The organism is Acetobacterium sp. MES1 (genome assembly GCF_002237635.1).
Classification (GTDB): Bacteria; Bacillota; Clostridia; order Eubacteriales; family Eubacteriaceae; genus Acetobacterium; species Acetobacterium wieringae.
Map to the genome: position 1 here is coordinate 1 of NZ_MJUY01000027.1, position 21,061 is coordinate 21,061.

The 21,061-nt window shown below is 45.9% G+C and carries 19 protein-coding genes; 9 read left to right on the forward strand and 10 right to left on the reverse strand.

The window, feature by feature from the left end:
• The first annotated feature begins 278 nt into the window (after positions 1-278).
• The 4 genes from fdhF to BI182_RS09725 all read left to right on the forward strand — a co-directional run bounded on the left by fdhF (position 279) and on the right by BI182_RS09725 (position 6,232).
• The gene (gene fdhF / locus BI182_RS09710) at positions 279-2,972 is read left to right on the forward strand and encodes a formate dehydrogenase subunit alpha (RefSeq protein ID WP_286807529.1); all 2,694 of its coding nucleotides are present in this window, start codon (positions 279-281) and stop codon (positions 2,970-2,972) included.
• Positions 2,973-3,286: 314 nt separating this feature from the next.
• Complete coding sequence (locus BI182_RS09715; RefSeq protein WP_250934338.1) at positions 3,287-4,894, forward strand: FmdE family protein; 1,608 nt, start codon at positions 3,287-3,289, stop codon at positions 4,892-4,894.
• A 38-nt stretch (positions 4,895-4,932) separates the two neighbouring features.
• A complete protein-coding gene (gene fdhD, locus BI182_RS09720; protein ID WP_286807532.1) occupies positions 4,933-5,733 on the forward strand; it encodes a formate dehydrogenase accessory sulfurtransferase FdhD in 801 nt (266 codons plus the stop codon).
• A gap of 256 nt (positions 5,734-5,989) precedes the next feature.
• Positions 5,990-6,232 (forward strand): phospholipase D-like domain-containing protein, encoded by a 243-nt coding sequence (locus BI182_RS09725; RefSeq protein ID WP_070371706.1) that lies wholly within the window; start codon positions 5,990-5,992, stop codon positions 6,230-6,232.
• 94 nt (positions 6,233-6,326) lie between these two features.
• Here the strand turns inward: BI182_RS09725 and BI182_RS09730 are convergent, their stop codons facing one another.
• Positions 6,327-7,808 (reverse strand): carbohydrate-binding domain-containing protein, encoded by a 1,482-nt coding sequence (locus BI182_RS09730; protein ID WP_286807534.1) that lies wholly within the window; start codon positions 7,806-7,808, stop codon positions 6,327-6,329.
• 337 nt (positions 7,809-8,145) lie between these two features.
• Between BI182_RS09730 and BI182_RS09735 the strand changes: the two genes are divergently transcribed.
• Genes BI182_RS09735 through BI182_RS09750 form a run of 4 tightly spaced genes read left to right on the forward strand, consistent with a single transcriptional unit; the run spans position 8,146 to position 9,253 of the window.
• Complete coding sequence (locus BI182_RS09735; RefSeq protein ID WP_070371764.1) at positions 8,146-8,352, forward strand: helix-turn-helix transcriptional regulator; 207 nt, start codon at positions 8,146-8,148, stop codon at positions 8,350-8,352.
• An 11-nt stretch (positions 8,353-8,363) separates the two neighbouring features.
• A complete protein-coding gene (locus BI182_RS09740) occupies positions 8,364-8,819 on the forward strand; it encodes a hypothetical protein (RefSeq protein ID WP_070371708.1) in 456 nt (151 codons plus the stop codon).
• 10 nt (positions 8,820-8,829) lie between these two features.
• Positions 8,830-9,036 (forward strand): hypothetical protein, encoded by a 207-nt coding sequence (locus BI182_RS09745; RefSeq protein ID WP_250934335.1) that lies wholly within the window; start codon positions 8,830-8,832, stop codon positions 9,034-9,036.
• 1 nt (position 9,037) lies between these two features.
• Positions 9,038-9,253, forward strand: a complete 216-nt coding sequence (locus tag BI182_RS09750; protein WP_070371710.1) for a hypothetical protein — start codon at positions 9,038-9,040, stop codon at positions 9,251-9,253.
• A gap of 89 nt (positions 9,254-9,342) precedes the next feature.
• Here the strand turns inward: BI182_RS09750 and BI182_RS09755 are convergent, their stop codons facing one another.
• The 6 genes from BI182_RS09755 to BI182_RS09780 all read right to left on the reverse strand — a co-directional run bounded on the left by BI182_RS09755 (position 9,343) and on the right by BI182_RS09780 (position 14,396).
• On the reverse strand, positions 9,343-11,052 hold the full coding sequence (locus BI182_RS09755; RefSeq protein WP_286807537.1) for a CoA-disulfide reductase: 1,710 nt from the start codon (positions 11,050-11,052) through the stop codon (positions 9,343-9,345).
• Between the two features lie 25 nt (positions 11,053-11,077).
• Complete coding sequence (locus tag BI182_RS09760; protein ID WP_070371712.1) at positions 11,078-11,413, reverse strand: glutaredoxin domain-containing protein; 336 nt, start codon at positions 11,411-11,413, stop codon at positions 11,078-11,080.
• Positions 11,414-11,791: 378 nt separating this feature from the next.
• Positions 11,792-12,055 (reverse strand): hypothetical protein, encoded by a 264-nt coding sequence (locus BI182_RS09765; RefSeq protein ID WP_148636879.1) that lies wholly within the window; start codon positions 12,053-12,055, stop codon positions 11,792-11,794.
• 344 nt (positions 12,056-12,399) lie between these two features.
• Positions 12,400-12,810: a hypothetical protein gene (locus BI182_RS09770; protein WP_286807540.1), complete on the reverse strand. Its 411-nt coding sequence runs from the start codon at positions 12,808-12,810 to the stop codon at positions 12,400-12,402.
• 32 nt (positions 12,811-12,842) lie between these two features.
• On the reverse strand, positions 12,843-13,562 hold the full coding sequence (locus BI182_RS09775; protein WP_286807542.1) for a DnaJ domain-containing protein: 720 nt from the start codon (positions 13,560-13,562) through the stop codon (positions 12,843-12,845).
• A 246-nt stretch (positions 13,563-13,808) separates the two neighbouring features.
• Positions 13,809-14,396 carry a hypothetical protein gene (locus BI182_RS09780; RefSeq protein ID WP_070371716.1) on the reverse strand — a complete coding sequence of 196 codons (588 nt, stop codon included), beginning with the start codon at positions 14,394-14,396 and terminating at the stop codon, positions 13,809-13,811.
• A 270-nt stretch (positions 14,397-14,666) separates the two neighbouring features.
• Between BI182_RS09780 and BI182_RS09785 the strand changes: the two genes are divergently transcribed.
• Positions 14,667-16,241 (forward strand): cache domain-containing protein, encoded by a 1,575-nt coding sequence (locus BI182_RS09785; protein WP_148636885.1) that lies wholly within the window; start codon positions 14,667-14,669, stop codon positions 16,239-16,241.
• Positions 16,242-16,359: 118 nt separating this feature from the next.
• Here the strand turns inward: BI182_RS09785 and BI182_RS09790 are convergent, their stop codons facing one another.
• From BI182_RS09790 to BI182_RS09800, 3 genes are all read right to left on the reverse strand, one after another.
• A complete protein-coding gene (locus BI182_RS09790; RefSeq protein ID WP_286807544.1) occupies positions 16,360-17,271 on the reverse strand; it encodes a helix-turn-helix transcriptional regulator in 912 nt (303 codons plus the stop codon).
• 93 nt (positions 17,272-17,364) lie between these two features.
• Positions 17,365-19,221, reverse strand: coding sequence for an ABC transporter ATP-binding protein (locus BI182_RS09795; RefSeq protein WP_286807545.1), 1,857 nt, complete (start codon positions 19,219-19,221; stop codon positions 17,365-17,367).
• On the reverse strand, positions 19,218-20,957 hold the full coding sequence (locus BI182_RS09800; RefSeq protein ID WP_286807547.1) for an ABC transporter ATP-binding protein: 1,740 nt from the start codon (positions 20,955-20,957) through the stop codon (positions 19,218-19,220). Before BI182_RS09800 ends, BI182_RS09795 begins: the two co-directional genes overlap by 4 nt.
• Between the last annotated feature and the right edge of the window lie 104 nt (positions 20,958-21,061).

Sequence of the window (21,061 nt, forward strand, 5' to 3'; positions counted from 1 at the left end):
TAAGGTTCAGATTCTCTTCCAGTAGCGAAAGAAAGTGATGTTTGTCACTTTCAAAAAAATGAGTGCAATCAGAATAAATTTCAGCCAAAGAAAGCTGTTTTTGTGATAAAATAGTCATGATATAACTCCTTTCAGGTTGATAGATTTATTTTTTAGCAACTCAATTTTATCACAATCTGGTGAGGAGTTATATTTTTTTATGTCAGAAATATCCCGTTATTATGCGGGCTGTGGCGTTTTGCAAACGCCTAATAATAATTGAATTAAGGAGGTTAGTAATGATTACAGTAACAATTAATAATAAAGTCTGTCAAGCCGAAGCAGATCAAACTATTCTGCAAGTGGCAACTGATAACGGCATTCATATTCCCACCCTCTGTCACATGGATGGCATCCATGATTCTTTTTCCTGTCGAATTTGCGTGGTTGAGGTAGTCGGTGCCCGTACCCTGATTCCCGCCTGTGCCGGAAAAGTCGCTGACGGGATGGTCGTCAACACGGCTACCGAAAGTGTCCTCAGTGCCCGTCGCAACATCGTCAATCTGCTCTTATCCAACGGTGAACACAATTGTTTATCCTGCGAAAAAAGCGGCGAGTGCAGCCTGCAGAGCATTGCCTATGAGTTGGGCATCGAAGCGCCACCATTTATCATGGAAAGCATCGAAAAACCAACCGTGGACGATTCTTCCGTGATGATCGTTCGCGATAACCGCAAATGTATCCTCTGCCGCCGCTGTGTGACCGCCTGTAATGATATTGTCTGCAACGACGTTTTATCACTTGGTTTCAGAGGTAGCGATACTACCGTGATCTGCGATAACAACATCGACATGGGATCCTCATCCTGTGTGCAATGTGGCCAATGTGTTCAAGCCTGTCCGGTCGGTGCTTTAACTGATAAAAAATCGATTGGCAAAGCCCGCTCCTGGGAAGTTAAAAAAGTCCGTACCACCTGCCCCTACTGCGGTGTTGGCTGTCAGCTGAACCTGCACGTAAAAGGTGACAAAATCGTTAAAGTAACCGGCGTCGAAGATGCTTATCCCAACAAAGGCCGTCTCTGCGTTAAAGGTCGCTATGGTTATGACTTTATCTATTCCCCTGAACGATTGACTTCACCACTGATTAAAGAAAACGGTAAATTCCGGGAAGCATCCTGGGACGAAGCACTGGATCTGGTTGCCAATAAATTCAAAGAAATTATTGCTGCTGATGGTCCCGATGCCGTGGGCGGCATCAGTTGCGCCCGCAGCATCAACGAAGATTCCTACCAGATGCAAAAACTATTTCGGGCTGCCTTTAAATCCCCCAATATCGATCATTGTGCCCGGGTCTGTCATGCTCCAACGGTTGCCGGTTTAATTAAATCCTTCGGTACCGGTGGGATGACCAACTCGATTGAAGAATTCGCCGACACCAATTGCCTCTTTGTCATCGGCAGCAATATGACAGAAGCCCATCCGATTGCCTCAACCTTTGTTAAAAATGGTCAGCGTAATGGCGCTAAACTGATTGTGGTTGATCCCCGAAAAGCCAAACTGGCTGACTATGCTGATGAATTTGCCCAGATTAAAGTCGGTTCCGATGTGGCCTTCCTCAACGGTTTGATGAATGTATTAATCACCGAAGATTTATATGACAAAGACTTTGTCCAGGATCACTGTGATAATTTTGATGCATTAAAAGAAAAAGTGCTGGAATACCCTCCAAAACGGGCCTCTGAAATCAGCGGTGTGTCCGAAGAGCAGATTATCAGTATTGCCCATATGCTGGCTGACAATAAACCGGGTATGGCCATCTACACCCTGGGTATCACCGAACATACCTGCGGAACCAATAATGTTATGTCCGTTGCCAATCTGCAGATGCTGCTGGGCAATGTGGGGAAACCAAATACCGGTGTCAACCCCCTACGAGGCCAGAACAATGTTCAGGGTGCCTGCGATATGGGAGCGCTGCCAAACACCTACCATGGCTACCAGAGCGTTACCGATCCTGCTGCTAAAGCAAAATTCGAACAGGCCTGGAATGTCGAAGGCCTGCCGGACAAACTGGGTCTGATGATTCCCGATATGTTTGAAAAACTGGAAACCAAAGAAATGAAAGCGATCTACATCTTTGGTGAAAATGTTGTCGGAACCGAACCGGATATTTCCCACGTTATCAAATGCCTGGAAGCCGCTGAATTTGTGGTTTGTAATGATATCTTCCAGACCGAAACCACCCAATATGCCGATGTTGTTTTACCAGCGGCTGCCTGGAGTGAGGATGAAGGTACTTTCACCAACTGTGAACGCCGCATCAGTCGGGTTCGCAAAGTCAAAGAAGCACCCGGTATTGCCAAACCAAACTGGTGGATCTTCCGGGAAATCGCCAAACGTTTTGGCCAGACCTGGGAAGCCGACAGCGGACAGGAATTATGGGATAATGAAATTGCCCCACTTGCGCCCGTCTTTGCCGGAGCGACCTTCGACAAACTTGATCAGGGTGGAATTCAATGGCCTTGTAAAACGCCAGAAGATCCCGGCACCCAGATCCTTCATTTAGACGGTAATTTCACCCATGGCAAAGGTCATTTAATGGCCCTTGACTGGACCCCACCGGCGGAAGTGCCAGATGCTGACTATCCTTTCACCTTAAGTACCGGTCGACGTCTGTACCACTACCACACCCGGACTCAAACCGGTCGCTGTGAAGGTCTTAATGAATTGTTGCCTGAAGAATATGCTGATATTTCCGAAGTGGATGCAGCGAGGCTGGGAATCGAACATGGCGAAATGATTGTTGTCAAATCCCGTCGTGGAACGGTAAAAGTTAAAGCCCAGGTGTCAGAACGGATTCCGGAAGGACTTGTCTGGATGGCCATGCATTACTTTGAAAATAATGCCAACTGGTTAACCACCCGGTCTGGTGATACCATCACAAAAACCCCTGAATACAAAGCCTGCGCTGTTGCGATAGAAAAAATTCAATAAACAATAGCTTATTAACGGGAGTGTTACACCCAATACCATCAGGTTTTCGGTGAGCTCCCGTACCGACCAATTGTTAATCTGTTGTTCGCTACGGACTCGGACAGGCGTTGCCGTGTCCGCTCCGATGCGTACAACATGATGTAACAATTGTCGGTACTACATTATCTTAGAGTTCTGACTTTAACACCCCCTTTTTTAACATCTGCACTAACTATTACTATTTCTAAAAAGCATTGTTATTTAGCCAATGCTTTTTAGAAATAAATATAAATTTATTTGATAGATTGAGATATTACATATTTTAGAGGTGAAAAATGAAATTTGGCGAATTAACTTATGATGACTATACCCAAAAAATTAAGGCTTTTCATGGCACGGTGGCACCGGGTATCCTGCTGGGGGGCTTTATGGTCAATCTGGCCATGGAAAATCTTCCTAAAGAAGGTTTTTATGATGTCATCTGCGAAACAAAAACCTGTTTACCGGATGCCATTCAGCTGCTGACCCCCTGCTCAATTGGCAATGGCTGGCTAAAAGTCCTGGATCACGGCCGCTATGCGGCGATCTTTTATGACAAGTACACCGGTGTCGGCATCCGCATTACCATTGATAAAAGCGAACTTGAAAAATGGGGCGAGATCCATACCTGGTTTTTAAAACTCAAACCCAAACACGATCAGGATTCTGACTTACTGTTTACCCAAATGCGTCAAGCCGGTACTTCAGTTTTTAGCATGACACCGGCAAAAGTCCATCAAAACTACCTGAAAAAAGAAAAAATGGGCAAAACCACCACCTGCCCCATTTGCAATGAAACCTATCCGGCGAAACACGGCAGCATCTGTCGGGGCTGCGCCAGCGATTTACCCTACGATTTAATTCAAGCTGATCAAACGGCGGATGATCCGGCTAATAATCCAACAGAAGTATTATTAACCAAAACTCCGGTTGCCGAATCAGTGGGGATGCATTTACTTCACGATGTGACCCGCATTATTTATAAAAAAGAAAAAGGGGTGGCATTTAAAAAAGGCCATGAAATCACCACCGAAAATGTCCAGATGCTCCGGGAACTGGGAAAAAATAATCTATTTGTGGCCGAGCATAATCCTTTTGTCAAAGGTTATGTCCACGAAGATGAGGCCGCTCTGGCTTTTGCAGACCAGATGTGCGGGTTAAATATGAATTATAACCCGATCCCCAAAGAAGGCCGGATCAATCTGGTCGCCGAAAGCGATGGGATCTTTGTCGCCGACGAAGCCCAGCTCCAGCTGTTTAATGAATCCCCTGGGGTTATTTGTGCGACCCTACCCAATTATACAGTGGTTAAAAAGGGCGAGGTGGTAGCCGCTACCCGGGCCATTCCCTTATATATTTCACATACAGACTATTTAAAAGCCCTAAACTGCCTGAAAAAGGAAACTGTCTTTGCTGTCCATCCCCTGAAGAAAGCCAAAGTTGGTATTTTAATCACTGGCACCGAAGTTTTTGAAAACCTGGTTGAAGACAAGTATACCGAGATCATGCAGGCCAAGGTGGAAGCCTATGGCTGTGAGGTGGTGGCCCGAGAAATGGCACCGGATAACGTTGCCACCATCAGTGACAAAATTCATCAGATGATTCAATCCGGGGCTGATTTAATTATTACCACTGCCGGACTATCTGTTGATCCTGATGATATGACGCTGGAAGCAATTATTAACGCTGGGGCCAAAGACCTGCTTTATGGGGTGCCGGTGTTGCCGGGTTCAATGCTGGTTACCGCCAAAATCGATGATGTCCAAATCGTCGGCGTCCCAGGATGCGGCATTTATAATGACCGATTCAGTTTTGATTTGCTGTTCCCCCGGCTGTTGGCCGATCTGGACATCACCACCAGTGATTTGGCCAAATTGGGCAATGGCGGGTTGTTTTATAAATAATGACGTGCTGTTTAAGAGCAGTTGCAGTAGGGAGAAACATGGAAGATCTTATCTATGAAAACTATGAAATATTAGAAATCAGTAAAGTCGATCAAGTTTGCAAATTAACAGAAACCACCAAAAAGGTGATTACCGAAATTTCATTAAAAGTTATGGTCAACGGTGAAGAACTGGTCTCGCTCTTATGTTTGAATCAGTGTCCGGAAGAACTGGCTTTGGGATTTTTGTATAGTGAAGGGGTGATCAACGCCTATTCTGATGTTGAATCGATCAGCTATAACGACATGCTGTTTGCGGTGATTATCACCCTAAAAAAGGATATTCTGATTAATCGACAGGAAAGCTTGCGCAGCATTACCTCTGGCTGCGGCAAGTGTTATACCTATATTAATCCCCTGAAACAAAGCCAGTATTGTTCGATTGAAACCGAAAAAACCTTTTCGTTGAATACCATTTTGCAGGTGATGAAAGACTTTTTAACATCGTCTAAAATATTTATGGAGGTCGGCGGGGTTCACAGTGTGTTATTTTATCACCCCGACTATCAGATTTTAAACGAAGATATTGGCCGTCATAATTGTTTTGATAAGATCACCGGGATTCTATTAAAAGCTGGCCGCCTTGACTTGGCGTCAGAAAGTATTCTATTTGTCAGCGGACGGATTTCGTCAGAGATTATGACCAAGGCGGTCCGCCTGAGAACCCCGATTCTGGTTTCCCGGTCGACCCCAACCACCGCTGCCATCCGGCTGGCCAAACAATATAATATGACCTTATTAGGCTATGTCAGAGGCAACAAAGGCTATGTCTATGCCAGTCCAGAGCGACTGGCACTGTGATTAACATAATCAATTTTCTAAAATGATATAATTCGTGGCTGCAAAAATAAACCATTCTTTAATAAGCTATCTCTGGCTATCGCCAAAAGATAGCCCTTCGCCTGGAAGGGGTCGCCGTTTTTGATCTCGCCAACATATCAACCTGCAGGATCATTTAACAGATAAACCTCCCAATTAAAAACAAACCGGGGGTGTTACGCAAACCCAAATGGATGTTTGAAGTCATTTTTGATGACTCATCAATTCCCGGAAGCCCATGGAAAACGCCGATAGCAATCTTTTTGCCAATGCTAAACTGTATATTTATCTAACAAACCCGAAGTTTATAACGGATGCAGTTCTGACCGACCGCACCCGATTAGCAGCAAAAAGTGGTGTCAAAATGGCAAATTACCCCGGTGCCAGGATAAAAATAGTTTATGGAACGATCCGTTCCTGTTACGGTGACCTTTTGGCGAAGGGCCTAAATTTCATTTTTCCTTCATTCCCACTGATTTAATCATTTTCACCAAACTAAATAAAAAAGCATGCCCTTTGATGAGAAGGACATGCTTTTTCCTGATTTGCGGTTCTTTATCAAGCAGGCTGTACCACTATTGCGGTTTTTGACCGCCCTGGGGTTGACCCTGGCCCGGTCCGCCCATGCCTGTCTGTCCGTTGCTGGTGACCATCCCGGTCAGGGGGATTTCGACGGTCTGACTGCCGCAGATCAGGGTATAGGTTGATCCCTGGGCCAGATCAGGAGTGCTGATCACGACCGATTGATAGGTTTTATCCGGCGTATAGGAAACCACCGTTTTGCCACTGGCATCGGTCAGTTTTATTTCTGTCCCGGCTGCACAACTCGAGGTCAGATTGTAAAGCAGGGATGCTTGGGTCGAGGTTTCGGAAAACGACTGAGCCATTCCAGTGCTACCGGCAATCACAACCGTTCCGCCACTGACATCAGCAGTGCCGTTATAATCAAGGGCTCCATTGCCATTATTGGTCGGGCCGCTGACTTCTACTGTACCACCTGAGATATAGACATTGCCGTTGCTGTCCAAGCCATCCCCGGAGGCATTGACAAAAATGGTGCCACCGGCAATTGACAGATAGGCATTGCTGTCTGCCTCCATACCGGCGCCTCGGCCACCGGATTCAGTCTCGGCTGCCCCGGGACTGGCGGCATTAAAACCATCATCTTTGGAAATCAGATCGATGGTACCACCTTCCACCACAATGGCAGTGCCTTCGATCCCTTCGTTACTATTTGTGATTTTGATGGTTCCGCCAGCGATATAAACATAACCTTTGGTTGCATCTTCATCATTTTGGGAGGTGATCGCTTTCCCGTTTGGTGCAGTGATGGTGATCGTGCCATCTTTGATTTTTACCGCATCTTTGGCACTCAGACCATTTTTGGCCGCATTGATCGTGTAAGTACCGCCAGTAATCACCAGATCATCCTTTGAAACAATGGCATCTTTATAATTTGCGGTTATATTCAGGGTCCCTTCGCCATTGAGAGTCAGATCAGCCTTGCTGAAAATCACCCCATCGACCGTATTATCATCGGTCTGGACGTAGGCGCTACCATCGGTTAAGGTATTGACGGTGTTGGCTGCCAGGGTAATAAACACCTTATTGGCGCTTTTCACATAGATTGGGGCATTGTCGGCACAATTGATGGTCGCACCATTTAGCACAATCTGAATCTTATCGGTATCGGCGGCAGCCACAACAATCTGTCCATCAGACAGATTACCGGTGACCACGTAGGTCCCTTCTTTGGTAATCGTCAGAACCCCATTACTGGCCGTGGCACCGTCTCCGGTTACCTGAATAGTGCTGCCATCCAGAGTGACCTGAACCGCAGTGGCGTCATCATAGCTTGTTTCCAGGTCACGATCGGTAAATTCCGGATCGACAACAACCGTTGATGTTGGTGACACCACGGCGCTTAAAACAGCAGTCGTTTCAGTAACTGCCTCGGCGGTGCTTTCAGCCGTTGTCGTCTGTGAATTTGAACTACAACCGCCCAAAAATACCATTATCACTAATAAAAATGGTATCATCCTCTTTAATCTTTTCATTGAATTCTTTCCTCTCTTTTTCTGTTAGACTTTATGAGGCGTTTTTATATCGGCAATATTCTCACATAATCAGGGATAGACTTTGTAGTAAATGAGAATCTCTTGATCATTTTAAGGTGCCCGCCTCGCTTTTTTTATTATAGGCGGATTATGTGACGGCTATATGGATAACGGCTGTTTTTTTATTGAAAGACCGCCTTTTATTTTGTATCATCAGCACTATTCTAAGTCTACAATTCTGGCCATTTCTTTTTTGCAAAGTTTGCTTGACATTTTATGCAAAGCAAACTATACTAAAAATGCAAAGTATGCTATGCAGATTATTAGAAGGTGTCATATGAAAACACGAATCAAAGAATTACGAAAAGAACGAAAACTCTCCCAGGAAGAACTGGCCCTGGCGGTGGGCACAACCCGACAGACCATTACCTCCATTGAAGTGGGTAAATATACGGCTTCGCTGGTATTGGCCTATAAAATTGCCCGTTTTTTCGGGCTGACCATTGAAGAAGTTTTTGACTTTTCAGAAGAAAATGAATTTTAGGAGGCAGGATCATGGAAAAATTTAAAAGAACGGTTAAACGAAGAATTACCATTTCTTCAGGAATGGCCTTGTTGGCCCTGGTCTTGGGGGCTTATAGCATTTACTCAATCATTACCGCAGATATCTCAACAGCTACCCATTCTGACGGTTTTGTGGCAGGATTCCAGTTTGGTCTGATTGTCAGCATTCTGGTACTCTCGGTGATTGACATCATCAAGCTGAGCCTGACGATTAAGGACGAGACCAAACTGAAGCTATTATACAATAAAGAACATGACGAACGCATGAAAGCCATCCGCAGCAAAGCGGGGATGCCGCTGATTGCTGTCACCTCAGTGTTGCTGATTATTGCCGCTATTATTGCCGGGTACATTAATATCACCGTTTTTTATACCCTGATCATTGCTGTAGCTACCCAACTGTCAGTCAGTGCCGTGGTCAAGCTTTATTGTATGAAAACCATGTGAAGGGGGGACGATGATGAAAAATAATCGTTTGTTTCCAGTGACTATCACGATCCTGATTGTCTGTCTGGGCGTCATGGTCGTTAACTGGCTGATCCTGCCCCTGCCAGATTGGAGCGTTCGCAGCTTTGGCCTGCTGATGCTGGCCGACTTGCCGGTTCTGGTTTATTCCCGGATAAAAATTAGCAAAACCATCAATAAAAAGAAAGGGAGTTTTTAATATGAAAGCAACCATGCGAAAAGAACTAAAAATCGGACTTATACTATTTGCCCTATTTAATCTCGTCAATTTGTTCACCAATAACCTGTTCCCAGAAGTACCGGCCCTGCACTTTATCCTCGGTGGGCTGGCCGGGCTGGCGTTTTGCGAGACGATTATCGGTATCTTACCGGAAACCACTTACACAAAACTGAAAAAATTAAAAAAGAACTTATAAATAAAACCCTCAACAACCGAGAATTGTTGAGGGTTTTGTTGTGAAATTATTAATTTTATCGGCTACTTCTGCAACCGTCTTTTTTAAACTTAGTTTGCAGTCGTCTCAAACTGAAGTGCGGCCAATTGATAATGGGCGGTTTTATAGGTACTGTAGCCGCCAGCCAGATTGTAAATATTGGTAAAACCATGGCCCTTAAGAATCCGGATCGCCAGATACGCCCGTTGTCCCACCTGACAGCTTACATAAATCGGGGCATCTTTGTCGATTGGTATTTCACCAATCCGATCCCGAAGACTATCCAGCTCAATATTCACGGCACCCTTAATCCCACCTGCCCGGACTTCCATCGGTGAGCGGACGTCCAGTAGAAATCCGCCAGCTGCGATAATCTGGTCAATTTCATACCACTGAACGGTTTGATAAACGCCATCGATAATATTCTCGGCGATATAGCCCAGAATATTCACCGGATCTTTCGCCGATGAGAACGGCGGCGCGTAAGAAAGTTCAAAGTCCTGCAGATCCAGTACCGTGGCACCCAATTTCATCGCCGTGGCAATCACATCGATCCGCTTTTCAGTGCCCTCCTGGCCAACCGCCTGGGCGCCAAGAATTTTCAGGGTTTGCGGGTCATACAGCAGTTTTAAGGCAATATTAGTGGCATTGGGATAGTACCCGGCATGATTGCTGCGGTGAGCCACTACCACCTGATAGGGGATTTTTTTGAGATCCAGCAGCGCAGCATTATTGCCGGTGGCGGCAATGGTCTGATTAAACACCTTGGCTACGGCAGTTCCCTGAATCCCGACATTGGCGATTTTTTTGCCGTTGATATAATCGGCTACCAACCGTCCCTGACGATTAGCCGGCCAGGCCAAGGGAATGGCAGTCGGCGTTTTGGTAACAAAATCGACCACTTCCACGGCATCGCCGATGGCAAAAATATCGGGATTGACGGCATCATTTTCGCCGTTAAAGACCTCATAATTAGCAGTTGTAACGATATGTCCCCGGGGCCCCACTTTCAGGTTAGCCTGTTTGGCCAGGGCATTTTCCGGCACCACCCCTATGGCCAGAATAACCAGATCGGCTTTAAGCACCTGGCCGCTTTCGAGCACCACTTCATGGCCCTCGTTCTGGAAATGATCAACCCCATCTTCGAGAATCAGATTAACGCCATTGGCATTGATTTCCTGATGAACCAGCTGGGCCATTTCAAAATCCAGCGGTTTTAAGACCTGGTTCATTTTTTCCACTAAAGTCACATTGATTCCCAGCTTCTGCAGGTTTTCGGCCATTTCAACACCGATAAAACCGCCGCCAATGACCACGGCCCGGCTAACCTTGCCACTGTCCACCACGGCCTTGATTTTATCGGTATCGGGAATGTTGCGTAGCGTCAGGATATTCTTCGCTTCCGCCAATCCCGGAATCGGTGGCGCAATCGGTTTGGCTCCCGGCGAGAGGATCAGCTTATCATAGCTCTCGGTATACGATGCACCGGTTTGATGGTTTTTTACCGTCACGGTTTTTTGATCCGGATCGATGACGGTTACCTCACTGAAATTGCGGATATCCAGGTTAAACCGTTTGGACATCCCGGGTACCGTTTGAACCAGCAGTTTCTGACGATCGGTAATCACATCACCGATGTAATAGGGCAATCCACAATTGGCAAATGAGATATACTCGTCCCGTTCAAACAGGATGATCTGATCTTCCTCACTTAAACGTCGAAGTCTGGCGGCTGCGGTGGCACCGCCAGCGACACCACCGACAATTAGTATTTTTTTCATTGGGTTATCTCCTTCTTGCTATTTATTATTTGGTTTCAAAGCTGGTTTTACATTTAGGGCAGCGGATGGTGATTTTGCCCTTATTACTGGGGGCCCGCATTCTGGTCTGACAATTCGGACAGGTCACCACCCGATGATCGACCAGTTCCAGTACCTTGGCCTGATCCAGACCGATCACGGCATCATCGCCGATGATAAAGGTCGGTACGCCACGAATGCCCCTGCGGGCCATTTCCTCTTGGGCCGCGACATCAACATTAACGTCCTTCTCAACAAATTGAATGTGATTCTGCCTGAGAAAAGCCTTTGCGGTCTTGCAATGCGGGCAGGTCTGGGTGGTAAATAAGGTTACATCTTTCATTACTCTCACCTGATTTCTTTTTTATTTATGACTTTATTTGTTTATAAATTAACGTAATTCATCCTACCAGATTTGTACCCGATTCTCTGTGATTTCATCACATAGGAGTTAAAATTGACAAAAAAATAAAACAACCGGAAACTTCTGTTTTCCCGATTGTTTTATTCAGAATGAACAGTCTGTGACTGTTGAGGTTGTCGATAAACTCCCGTACCGACCAATTGTTAATCTGTTGTCCGCTGCGAAATCGGACAGGCGATGCCGTGTCCGCTCCGATGCGGACAACATGATGTAACAATTGTCGGTACTAGGTTATCTTTTTTGACAGTCTGAACAGTCTGTGACTGTTTTCTCATTTTTATCAAACCACGCTCTGTTTCAGACCGCTTCTTCAATCCGATCCATTTCACAACAATACACCACTTTCTTTAATTCGGTTTTTTTACGGTTTTTCATTTCCTTATAGGCAAACTTGGTTCCTTTTTTACAGCCATCATCCTTGACCATCAAAACCGAAAGCCCTTCCATCAGCAAGGTCATTTCACATTGACGGGGGCAGCTGTTACAGGTGAGTTTAATTTCGCTGATCCTATCCTCTTGCGGAATTTTCACTTTTTCGTTTTCTAAATATGTCTTGCTCATTGATTCGCCTCCAAAACCTTTACTCAGAAACAGATTGACCTCGACGACACCGCCATTGTTTACCGGGACCGTCACCACGCTCTGGCCGATTTTTGTAAAATATCATCTTTTCTGAATTATAACACAAAATCCAATGATTGTTAAATAAATAACTATTGGAAACGTTATCTGTTTTGGTGGTTAATCTTTTTTAAAGAATCTTTCTGCTAAACCGATAAATTTTAATACCGAATGATCCGTCTTCACCCAAAAAACAATTCGATAATCTGATCTGCAAAAAATCCCCCCTCTTTTCAGTCATCTCACTAATTCAGGGGGGATTTTTTATTTGACTACTAGTTTCTTTACACAATCACCCGAACCGCAAAGGATTCTTTACACGACGGACATTTAACCATATGTTTACCCCGTTTGATCGGCAGTTTCAGGGTCTTCCTGCAATGGGGACATTTCCGATACCGATGAACCCGGATTTCTTTGATCCGCCGCAAAAATATCCGGCCTGATTTTTTGACGGGGTTCCACAGTTTCAGGAATTGTTCGTTTTCACTCCGTCGGCGACTGATATTTCGGGAAAAACCCCGTAACACCATCAGCAGAATCAAACCGTTTGAAATGACCATCAGGATCGTTGAATTGACCATCATATTGATCATCATCAGTCCCAAAGCCAGAAATAAGCCAGCGTAATAAAGCTGATCAATACCATAACGGCCCGTCATAAAGCGGATCAGCTTATTTTTTATACTTTCCATTTGTTGTCTCCTTCATCCGTTAACCATCGATACTAAAATATTAATCCCAAAAACGACAGCAAAAACTGGATTGCATAAAAACCAATAAACAGCTTAACAATCGTACCCAGTGGGGAAAAACTGGAGGTGCGTCGACTGGTGCTGCCAAACCAGCTGCGTCGGCCACTCATTTGACTCAGCAGGTTTTGATACTCGGCATTATCCGGCTCCATCTCAACGGCCATGCGGGCATGTTCCCGGGCTACGTCCCGGTAACCCAGGCCATAGTTGGCAATGGCACTATAGAAATGCCACTTAGCGCTACGATCCGCGAGATGATTAAGAATATTAAGCGCTTCTTCGTAGTTGTTCATATTAATCTGGTCAGCGGCGGCTTCAAAACTGTAGCTCCGCCGCTGGCTGTAAAAAGCTCCAAAAATCCATTCAAAGGGATCAAAGCCTTCAAAGGGGTCAGCCTGACCGGTTCGGCCATCGCTGCTGCTATATCGATAGGTATAGGTTCTGGTTTGTCCCGGATGACCTGGTTGATAGGGACTGGCATTGCCATGAGCATTGCCGTAAGCATAGTTGGCCTGACCGCTTTTGATCAGATCATAGGCCGCATTGACCTCGCTCATTTTTCGGGCGGCTTCCGGATTACCTGGATTCAAGTCGGGATGGTATTGCTTTGCCAGTTTTTTATATGCTTTTGAGACGTCCTCATCACTGGCATCGTGAGGAACCCCCAAAATGTGATAGGGATCCAAATTCATGGTTATTCCACCTTTATCTGCAAATTTATTTGAAAATTTAATCGTGGAACGATTGTACCCCTTAATGTTTAGGTTTTGTTTAAACAATTGAATAAAAGCATTTCAGATTTATGTAAATAGCCTGATAATTTTGTTTCTTGCGAGATTATTTTAAAAAATTCTTTTTTGTTCATGCCCTAAAAAAACACCGCCAACCGATGAAGATCTCATCTGCTCACGGCATTTAAAATACTAATTACCTATCATTCAGCGTTTTTGTGACAAAATTCCGATCGTCGATCGCCCCGGTAGCACAAAATAATTATCGCCCAGGGTCACGCCAATTTTGGCGGTTTCGCCAGCAAACATGTCAAACAGTCGTTTCTGTTCCACCGTTGACCATTCTTCCCCGTTTCCGGGAACGTAATCCTGCGCCGCTGACCAGCCAGCTTCAGCTTTAACCGCCTCGGCAACAAAGACCTTACCGGTATTGACCAGCAGATTCATGACCTCGTCAATCATAAAAAGCTCCATGGAGTCTTTCAAAATTTTGGCATAATCATCCAACTCCGTACCGACCGTGACAATATAGGGAAAAACCGGCTCGCTCTGGTCGACATAGCCCCGGAGCAGTGTGCTTTCAAAAGGCACTCCGTTGATTTTAACCCATTCATCGGTTTTTTCGGTAACCTCAGCTTGAAAGTAAATCGCCTTGGGCCGGGCAATCTGTTCCACCACTTCGTAAATAGGCTCGAGAATATCCAACATTGCTTCATTGCCTCTTAAGTGTAGCTCTTTGTCCAGGGTTTCCATATCGTAATTAAAGGGAAATTTCTCAAAAATTCTAAACTCCATTTTTACATTCTCCAATCTTTTGACTTGTTTTAAATATACCCATTCTTCATTAAAATATTAAATAAGAGTAAACTTTTTATTGTAAATTATGTTTCTCTATCCAAACTCATTGTGACGACCCATTGCGATCCCTACCAAATGAAAATCTGTCAGCATATCTTTGCCGAATTTAAAAGTATTTATTTTATGTAAATAAACTCTGTGATAAAATGATTTTACCAGCTTTTGCAAAACATTTGCAAAAGCAAAATAAACTAAAGGAGTCACCCAATGAAAAGAAAACTGCTGCCCTTATTACTTATCCTGGCTCTACTGTTAAGTGGCTGTGCAACAACCAAATCCAGCAACGGTAATCCCGATACGCTTTCTGATGCAACAGCTGCACTACAGACGGAAATGGACGAGATCCAGACGATGTTGGAAGAAATCGGAACTTCCGTCGGGAAAAGCCCGGCCGGTGATGAGAAAGCCTATTCACTGATGAACAAACAACTCAACAGTAAAACCTATTTCTTTGATATCCTGGTCTGTGATGCCGATTCCAATGTGACCCAGGTCGCTACGAAAATGGACAGCCCTTTTATTGGTCTCAATTTAAAAAGCATCAACCGCCATCCTGAACTATTTGTCGATACCCCGGCGATGGTTATCAAACCCCACACCTCCACTGATGACACCCCTTACCTCTATGCTTCAGTACCGATCAAAAACGGTGGTTGGGTAATCGCCTACATCGATCCTTATAGCTTTGGGGCTGAACTCAGCAAACTGACCATTGGACAGAATCTCGACCTCGGCGTCATCGACACCAATGGAACCAATGTCTATACCAGCAACATGACCGAAATCGGCAAAAATATTCTGACTGACCCCATTTACAGCAGTTTTGTCGAACTGCAAACCCTGATTAAAAATAAAATGATCCCCAATGCCCAGGGCGAAGGAACCTATACCTATAATGCCGTCGGCACGAATGACCCCGTGCAGAAACAAGTAAAATGGGACACTGTTAGCGCCTTTGGCTCGGATTTGCGGATTTATGTCAATTCCGAACCTGGTACGGGTGAACCCACAACCAGCAAAGGTGACCTGCGCCAGTTTACTGACGAGGAATTATCCTGGTTGGATACCGCCAGCACCTTTATCTATAGCGAATTCACAACGCTCGAAAACCTCACCAAAGCAGCTGTAACTGCCTATCAACAATCCGGTGAAAATAGCGACGCTTTCTCCAGCGCCTTAGCCGCCATTGCCAAAGAAAGCCCAATTGCCAAAAATGTCGCCTTTGTCAATAATCAAAACCTCATTACCAACGCCTATCCCACTTATTTTAAGGGTATTTCCTTTGATCTTTATGATAAGAACATTCCAGCCATCAGCCAGCAAAAACAGCCTTTTATCACCGACCTGACCTTTGCCGATCATCAGTCTCCCTCGATGCAGCTGCTGGCCTTTGTAACCCCCGTTGAAAAGGATGGTCAGATTGCCGGATATATTGTGACCCAGGTACGCCTCTATGATTTTGCGGCCTATCTGACCAATCTGGAAAGTATCGGCAAAGATGTCAACTTCATGCTCACCAATAACGACGGAACGATTCTATACGATGGTGATCTCACTGAAATTGGCATGAACACGTTTGAAGATGACCTCTACGCTGAAGGCACCTTAAGTGACTATATTCACAATGAATATAAGCCCAATCGGGAAGGCCAGTCCCAATATGAATTCTATGGCGCCGGAATGACAGAAATCATTCCCAAGCGGGTTGTCTGGAAAACCATGACCTTTATGTGGAATGACTTTAAGCTCAGCATGAATTCGGAATGGAAACCGGTGGAATAACAAACCTGGCCATTCTTTTATACTTTTACCCTGACACCTGCGCTAAAAAGCCGGTTCAAAGCAGACAGAGTTTTCTTCCGCTTTGAACCGGCTTGTCTGGTGTTGGTTGTCGATCAGACTAGCTGTTGCGAATGGCTTTAACCGGATAGGCTTCAATGTAGCCGCGGTAGCCCATCGGTGCCAATTGGAACCGCGGTGCTGCTTGGGGCGCCCATTGGTAGCCGTAAACGGTTGGATCAAAGCGTTTAGCATGCTCCCAGATCGCACCGATTTCGGCCATAAAATCGATATCATCATAGGGTTCACCCTGAAATACCATCATCGTGCAGGGCGGCAGCTCGATCAGCTCGTATCCTTCGGGAATGACATTGGCATAATCCAGCGGTACCTCCACACCCTGTACATATTGGGATGTCCCTTCCCGGATCAGATGCCCGGGCAACCACATCCCGATGGGTTCGTACAAGGCTTCCTTGACACTGGTCAGCACCGACCAGATCTCACAACCAACTTCTTCACAATAGCCAAAATACTCGGTTGCTTTGACACCCCGCTTTAACAAAAGCTTCCGGGCTGGCCGCTCAATTACCTGAACAAATACCGTTTTGGTTTCTTTTTTTTCGCTCATTATATTCTCTCCTTTATGCATCGACTGGTAGGTATCGAAAACTTTCTGAGGCATAAATAATTTGATCGGCGGCGTCTGACGACCATATTTGCTGGGGGCCATACCAAACTCCCGGGAAAATGCCCGGGTAAAGCCTTCATGGGAGTCAAAGACAAAATCCATGGCTACATCGATGATTTTCACCTCCTCATCTCTCAAAAGAAGTGCTGCCTGCGTCAGACGCAGGGCCCTGATATAGTCAAAAGGCGGTTTTCCCGTAACCTCTTTGAACAGCCTGGCCGCATGCCAGGGCGAATATCCGGCTACATTGGCCAGTTCTTTCAAGGTGATCTTGCGGTGGAGATTCGTTTCGATATACTCCTGCATCCGCTGCACCGCCTGAATAACCTGTGCCTCTTCCATTTTTCTCACCTCCTGACTTGATTATAGACCAGAACTTCAAACCGTTCTTGACATGCCTTGCGAAACGACCATTTTCTAGCACCCGGGTAGCCACTACCCCACCAGATGATTAAACTGGCTGTTATACAAATCAGCATAGAATGTATCCGCAGCCAACAACTCCTGATGGGTTCCTTTTTCAACAATGGTACCGTTATTCATTACCAGAATCAGATCGGCGGACTTAATCGTGGACAGCCGATGGGCAATCACAAAACTGGTTTTGCCCTTCATGCTCTGAACCATCGCTTTCTGGACTTCCAGTTCGGTTTTGGTATCAACGCTGGATGTCGCTTCGTCAAGAATCATCAGGGCCGGATTGGCCAGCATCGCCCGGGCAATGGTTAATAACTGCATTTGACCCTGGGAAACCGTTCCTTCTTCATTGGAAATCACTGTATCATAGCCCTCTGACAAGGTTCGGATAAAATGGTCACAGCGGGCCGCCTTGGCGACCGCAATGATTTCTTCACGGCTAGCATCCATTTTGCCGTAAGCAAGGTTCTCTGCAATGGTACCATTAAAAAGCCAGGTATCCTGAAGTACCATCCCCACCATCCGCCGCAGCCCACTTTTTGACAGTTTCTTGACATCAATGCCATCGACTGAGATGGTTCCGCCTTCCAGCTCATAAAAGCGCATCAACAGATTAACCAAGGTGGTCTTACCGGCACCAGTGGGCCCGACAATGGCCACCATCTCATTGGGTCTGACGGTAAAGCTGACATCCTGCATCAACAATTGCCCGGGTTTATAACCAAAGCGGACATGTTCAAAGGCCACCGCCCCGTCTGGCGCTGTGATCGCTATGGGGTTGCTGGTTTCCGGCAGCTCTTCGGCTTCGTCCAGAAATTCAAAAACCCGCTCGGCTGAGGCCAGCGCCGCCTGCATTGAATTGATAAAATAAGATGCCTGGGTAATCGGATCGGCAATCTGGTTAACATACTGCAAAAAAGCCTGCACGGTTCCAATGGTCATACTGCCGTTAATGGCAAAGATCCCGCCAACAATGGCCGTCACCACAAAACTGAGTTGTGTCAGAAAACGGATCGCCGGATAGATGGCATAGATCACAAATTGTGATTTTTTGTTGGCCTGATACTGTCGTTCACTTAACTCCCGTTCGGTTTGCGTGACCATATCCTGCTGGTTAAAGCTTTTGATAATCAGATTGCCGGTATAATATTCTTCGATTTTTCCGTTAAGTTCCCCTAACACCTTCTGGTTTTCAGCGAAAATTTCCAATGTTTTTTGGGAAATCGCTTTGGTGGCAAAAACGCTAAACGACATCGTCGCAATGATGATCACCGCCATAATCGGGCTGAGTGCAAACATAATCACTACACTGAAAACCAGGTTGCAAAGGGCATTGGCAAACTGTAAGGCCCCTGTTTTTAAGATCTCAGCAATCTTATCGGGATCATTGGTGGTGCGGCTTAATATTTCGCCGGTTTCATTGGCATCGTAATAATGAAGCGGCAACCGGGTAATTTTTTCGCTTATTTTCTCCCGCATCGATAAGGCCAGCTTTTCTCCGACACTGGCCATGATATACTCCTGAACAAAGGCCACCGCTGCCCCAATCAGATAGGCCAGCGCCAACAAGAGCAGCGGCAACCCGACAATTTTTGCCAGCTGTTCATAACTGCCACCCAGGCCATTTGCACGAATGGCCTGAATCAGCTGATCCAGGGCTTTGCCCATGATGATCGGGGTAACAGCAAAGAGTCCGCTGCTGACTACTGCCGCCAGCAAAATGATCAGTAAGGCCCATTTTTGTTGCAGCAACAACCCCATCAAGCGTTTTCCCGCCAGCTTGGAATTTTTCGGAATATCTTCCATTTCCGGTTTTACTTCGGGATTAAACGCCTGCTTCTTTTGCTGTTGTGGTTTTTTTCGCCGTTTCCTCATAAACTGCCGACCTCCTTTTCGCACAGCTGCGATGCCACAATTTCCTGATAGACCAGGCAAGTATTGATCAGTTCAGCATGCCGACCGATACCCGCCATCCGACCAGCCTCCAGCACGATAATCTGGTCAGCATCAATAATCGTGCTGACCCGCTGGGCGACGATCACCACCGCTGCCGAAGCCATCTCTTTTTTTAAGGCTTGTCTCAGAGCCGCATCGGTTTTAAAATCGAGTGCCGAAAAACTGTCGTCAAAAATATAAACCGGGGCTTTTTTTACCAGCGCCCGGGCAATGCATAACCGCTGCTTCTGGCCGCCGGAAAAATTGGTACCACCCTGGGCCACCGATCGCTGGTAGCCTTCGGTAGTCTCCATAATAAAGTCATGGGCCTGGGCGGTTTGGGCCGCCTGTTCCAGTTCCTGCTGAGTGGCCTGACTGTTTCCCATCCGCAGATTATCGGCAATGGTGCCACTAAAAAGGAGCGCTTTTTGGGGTACATAACTGATGTTTTCCCGCAGCTCATGTTGAGAAATCTGGCGGATATCCACCCCTTCGAGTGTGATGGTGCCGCTGGCGACATCATAAAGACGCAGCATCAGACTGGCAATGGTACTTTTGCCCGAACCGGTGCCACCGATAATGGCCGTTGTTTTTCCCTGCTCACAGGCAAAACTGATTTCCTTAAGAACCGCCTCCTCGGCACCCCGATAGGAAAAACTAACCTGATCAAAAACAATTTTGAAGGGATCAGCCGGATTTCTTCTGGATTGCGGTACGGTCACATCGTTTATTTCCGGAATCGTATCCAATACCTCCTGGGTACGATCAAGGCAAGCCTTCATTTTAGGCAACATAACCATAACCATCGACGACATAATCAGAGCGATCAGCAAAAGAATGGTATATTCTGAGACGGCGGTAATGCCGCCAACCTGTATTTCGCCATTGAGCACCAAAAAGCTGCCAAACCATAACACCGCTACCAGACTGATTCCCACAACTGACCAGATCAGCGGACTGAATACCGCAAAGGTCTTATTCAGTTTAATCACGTTATTGGCGTAATTTAAAAAGGCCGCATTGGTTCGATTTCTCTCAAATTCGGAATTATCAAAGGCCCGGATGACCCGCACCCCGGTAATCGCTTCGCCCATGATCCGGTTAATGCTATCCAGTCGCATTTGGATGGTTTTGGAGATCGGACTGGCTTTGATAAAAATCATATAGATACCCAACATGAAAAAAACCATGGCCAAAATCGGAATCGCTACCAATTTGGGGCTCACGGCGATCGTCATAATAATCGCCGTCACCGCAATAATCGGTGCCGGCAAAACCATTTGGGCCAGCATAATCACCGTCTGTTGGATCACCGTGATATCGCCAGTTGCCCGGGTAATCATTGAAGCGGTACTAAAGTGATTAAAGTCACGGATTGATAAAATCTGGGTTTTGTCAAAAATCCGATCCCGCAGGTATTTTCCTGAAAGGGCGGCTAAATCGGCACTCATATAGCTGGTCCATAAGGAAATCAGGGCTGATAACCCAACCGCTGCCAGCATCTGCAAGCCCAATCGCACAATTGCCATCAGATCATTTTTGAGAATCCCATCATCAATCATTTTGGCCGCAAAATAGGGCACCGCCAGCATACTAAAGGACTGGATTACCGTGGCCAGTATGATTAAAAACAACAGTGCTTTTTTTGCTTTTAAAAATTTAATCAAATATGTCATCTTTCTGCCCTCCGAAGTTGTTGTGAATCGTTATGTCGGTGCATTCTTGCTTTTTACGAGATTCGACAATTGTTAGACCTGGTTTCTTAGGTTTTAATCACGAA

Bases quoted from the DNA above. Each gene is read 5' to 3' on its own strand.
- fdhF (WP_286807529.1), top strand. From the start codon at position 279: ATGATTACAGTAACAATTAATAATAAAGTCTGTCAAGCCGAAGCAGAT.
- BI182_RS09715 (WP_250934338.1), top strand. From the start codon at position 3,287: ATGAAATTTGGCGAATTAACTTATGATGACTATACCCAAAAAATTAAG.
- fdhD (WP_286807532.1), top strand. From the start codon at position 4,933: ATGGAAGATCTTATCTATGAAAACTATGAAATATTAGAAATCAGTAAA.
- BI182_RS09725 (WP_070371706.1), top strand. From the start codon at position 5,990: ATGGAAAACGCCGATAGCAATCTTTTTGCCAATGCTAAACTGTATATT.
- BI182_RS09730 (WP_286807534.1), bottom strand. From the start codon at position 7,808: ATGAAAAGATTAAAGAGGATGATACCATTTTTATTAGTGATAATGGTA.
- BI182_RS09735 (WP_070371764.1), top strand. From the start codon at position 8,146: ATGAAAACACGAATCAAAGAATTACGAAAAGAACGAAAACTCTCCCAG.
- BI182_RS09740 (WP_070371708.1), top strand. From the start codon at position 8,364: ATGGAAAAATTTAAAAGAACGGTTAAACGAAGAATTACCATTTCTTCA.
- BI182_RS09745 (WP_250934335.1), top strand. From the start codon at position 8,830: ATGATGAAAAATAATCGTTTGTTTCCAGTGACTATCACGATCCTGATT.
- BI182_RS09750 (WP_070371710.1), top strand. From the start codon at position 9,038: ATGAAAGCAACCATGCGAAAAGAACTAAAAATCGGACTTATACTATTT.
- BI182_RS09755 (WP_286807537.1), bottom strand. From the start codon at position 11,052: ATGAAAAAAATACTAATTGTCGGTGGTGTCGCTGGCGGTGCCACCGCA.
- BI182_RS09760 (WP_070371712.1), bottom strand. From the start codon at position 11,413: ATGAAAGATGTAACCTTATTTACCACCCAGACCTGCCCGCATTGCAAG.
- BI182_RS09765 (WP_148636879.1), bottom strand. From the start codon at position 12,055: ATGAGCAAGACATATTTAGAAAACGAAAAAGTGAAAATTCCGCAAGAG.
- BI182_RS09770 (WP_286807540.1), bottom strand. From the start codon at position 12,810: ATGGAAAGTATAAAAAATAAGCTGATCCGCTTTATGACGGGCCGTTAT.
- BI182_RS09775 (WP_286807542.1), bottom strand. From the start codon at position 13,562: ATGAATTTGGATCCCTATCACATTTTGGGGGTTCCTCACGATGCCAGT.
- BI182_RS09780 (WP_070371716.1), bottom strand. From the start codon at position 14,396: ATGGAGTTTAGAATTTTTGAGAAATTTCCCTTTAATTACGATATGGAA.
- BI182_RS09785 (WP_148636885.1), top strand. From the start codon at position 14,667: ATGAAAAGAAAACTGCTGCCCTTATTACTTATCCTGGCTCTACTGTTA.
- BI182_RS09790 (WP_286807544.1), bottom strand. From the start codon at position 17,271: ATGGAAGAGGCACAGGTTATTCAGGCGGTGCAGCGGATGCAGGAGTAT.
- BI182_RS09795 (WP_286807545.1), bottom strand. From the start codon at position 19,221: ATGAGGAAACGGCGAAAAAAACCACAACAGCAAAAGAAGCAGGCGTTT.
- BI182_RS09800 (WP_286807547.1), bottom strand. From the start codon at position 20,957: ATGACATATTTGATTAAATTTTTAAAAGCAAAAAAAGCACTGTTGTTT.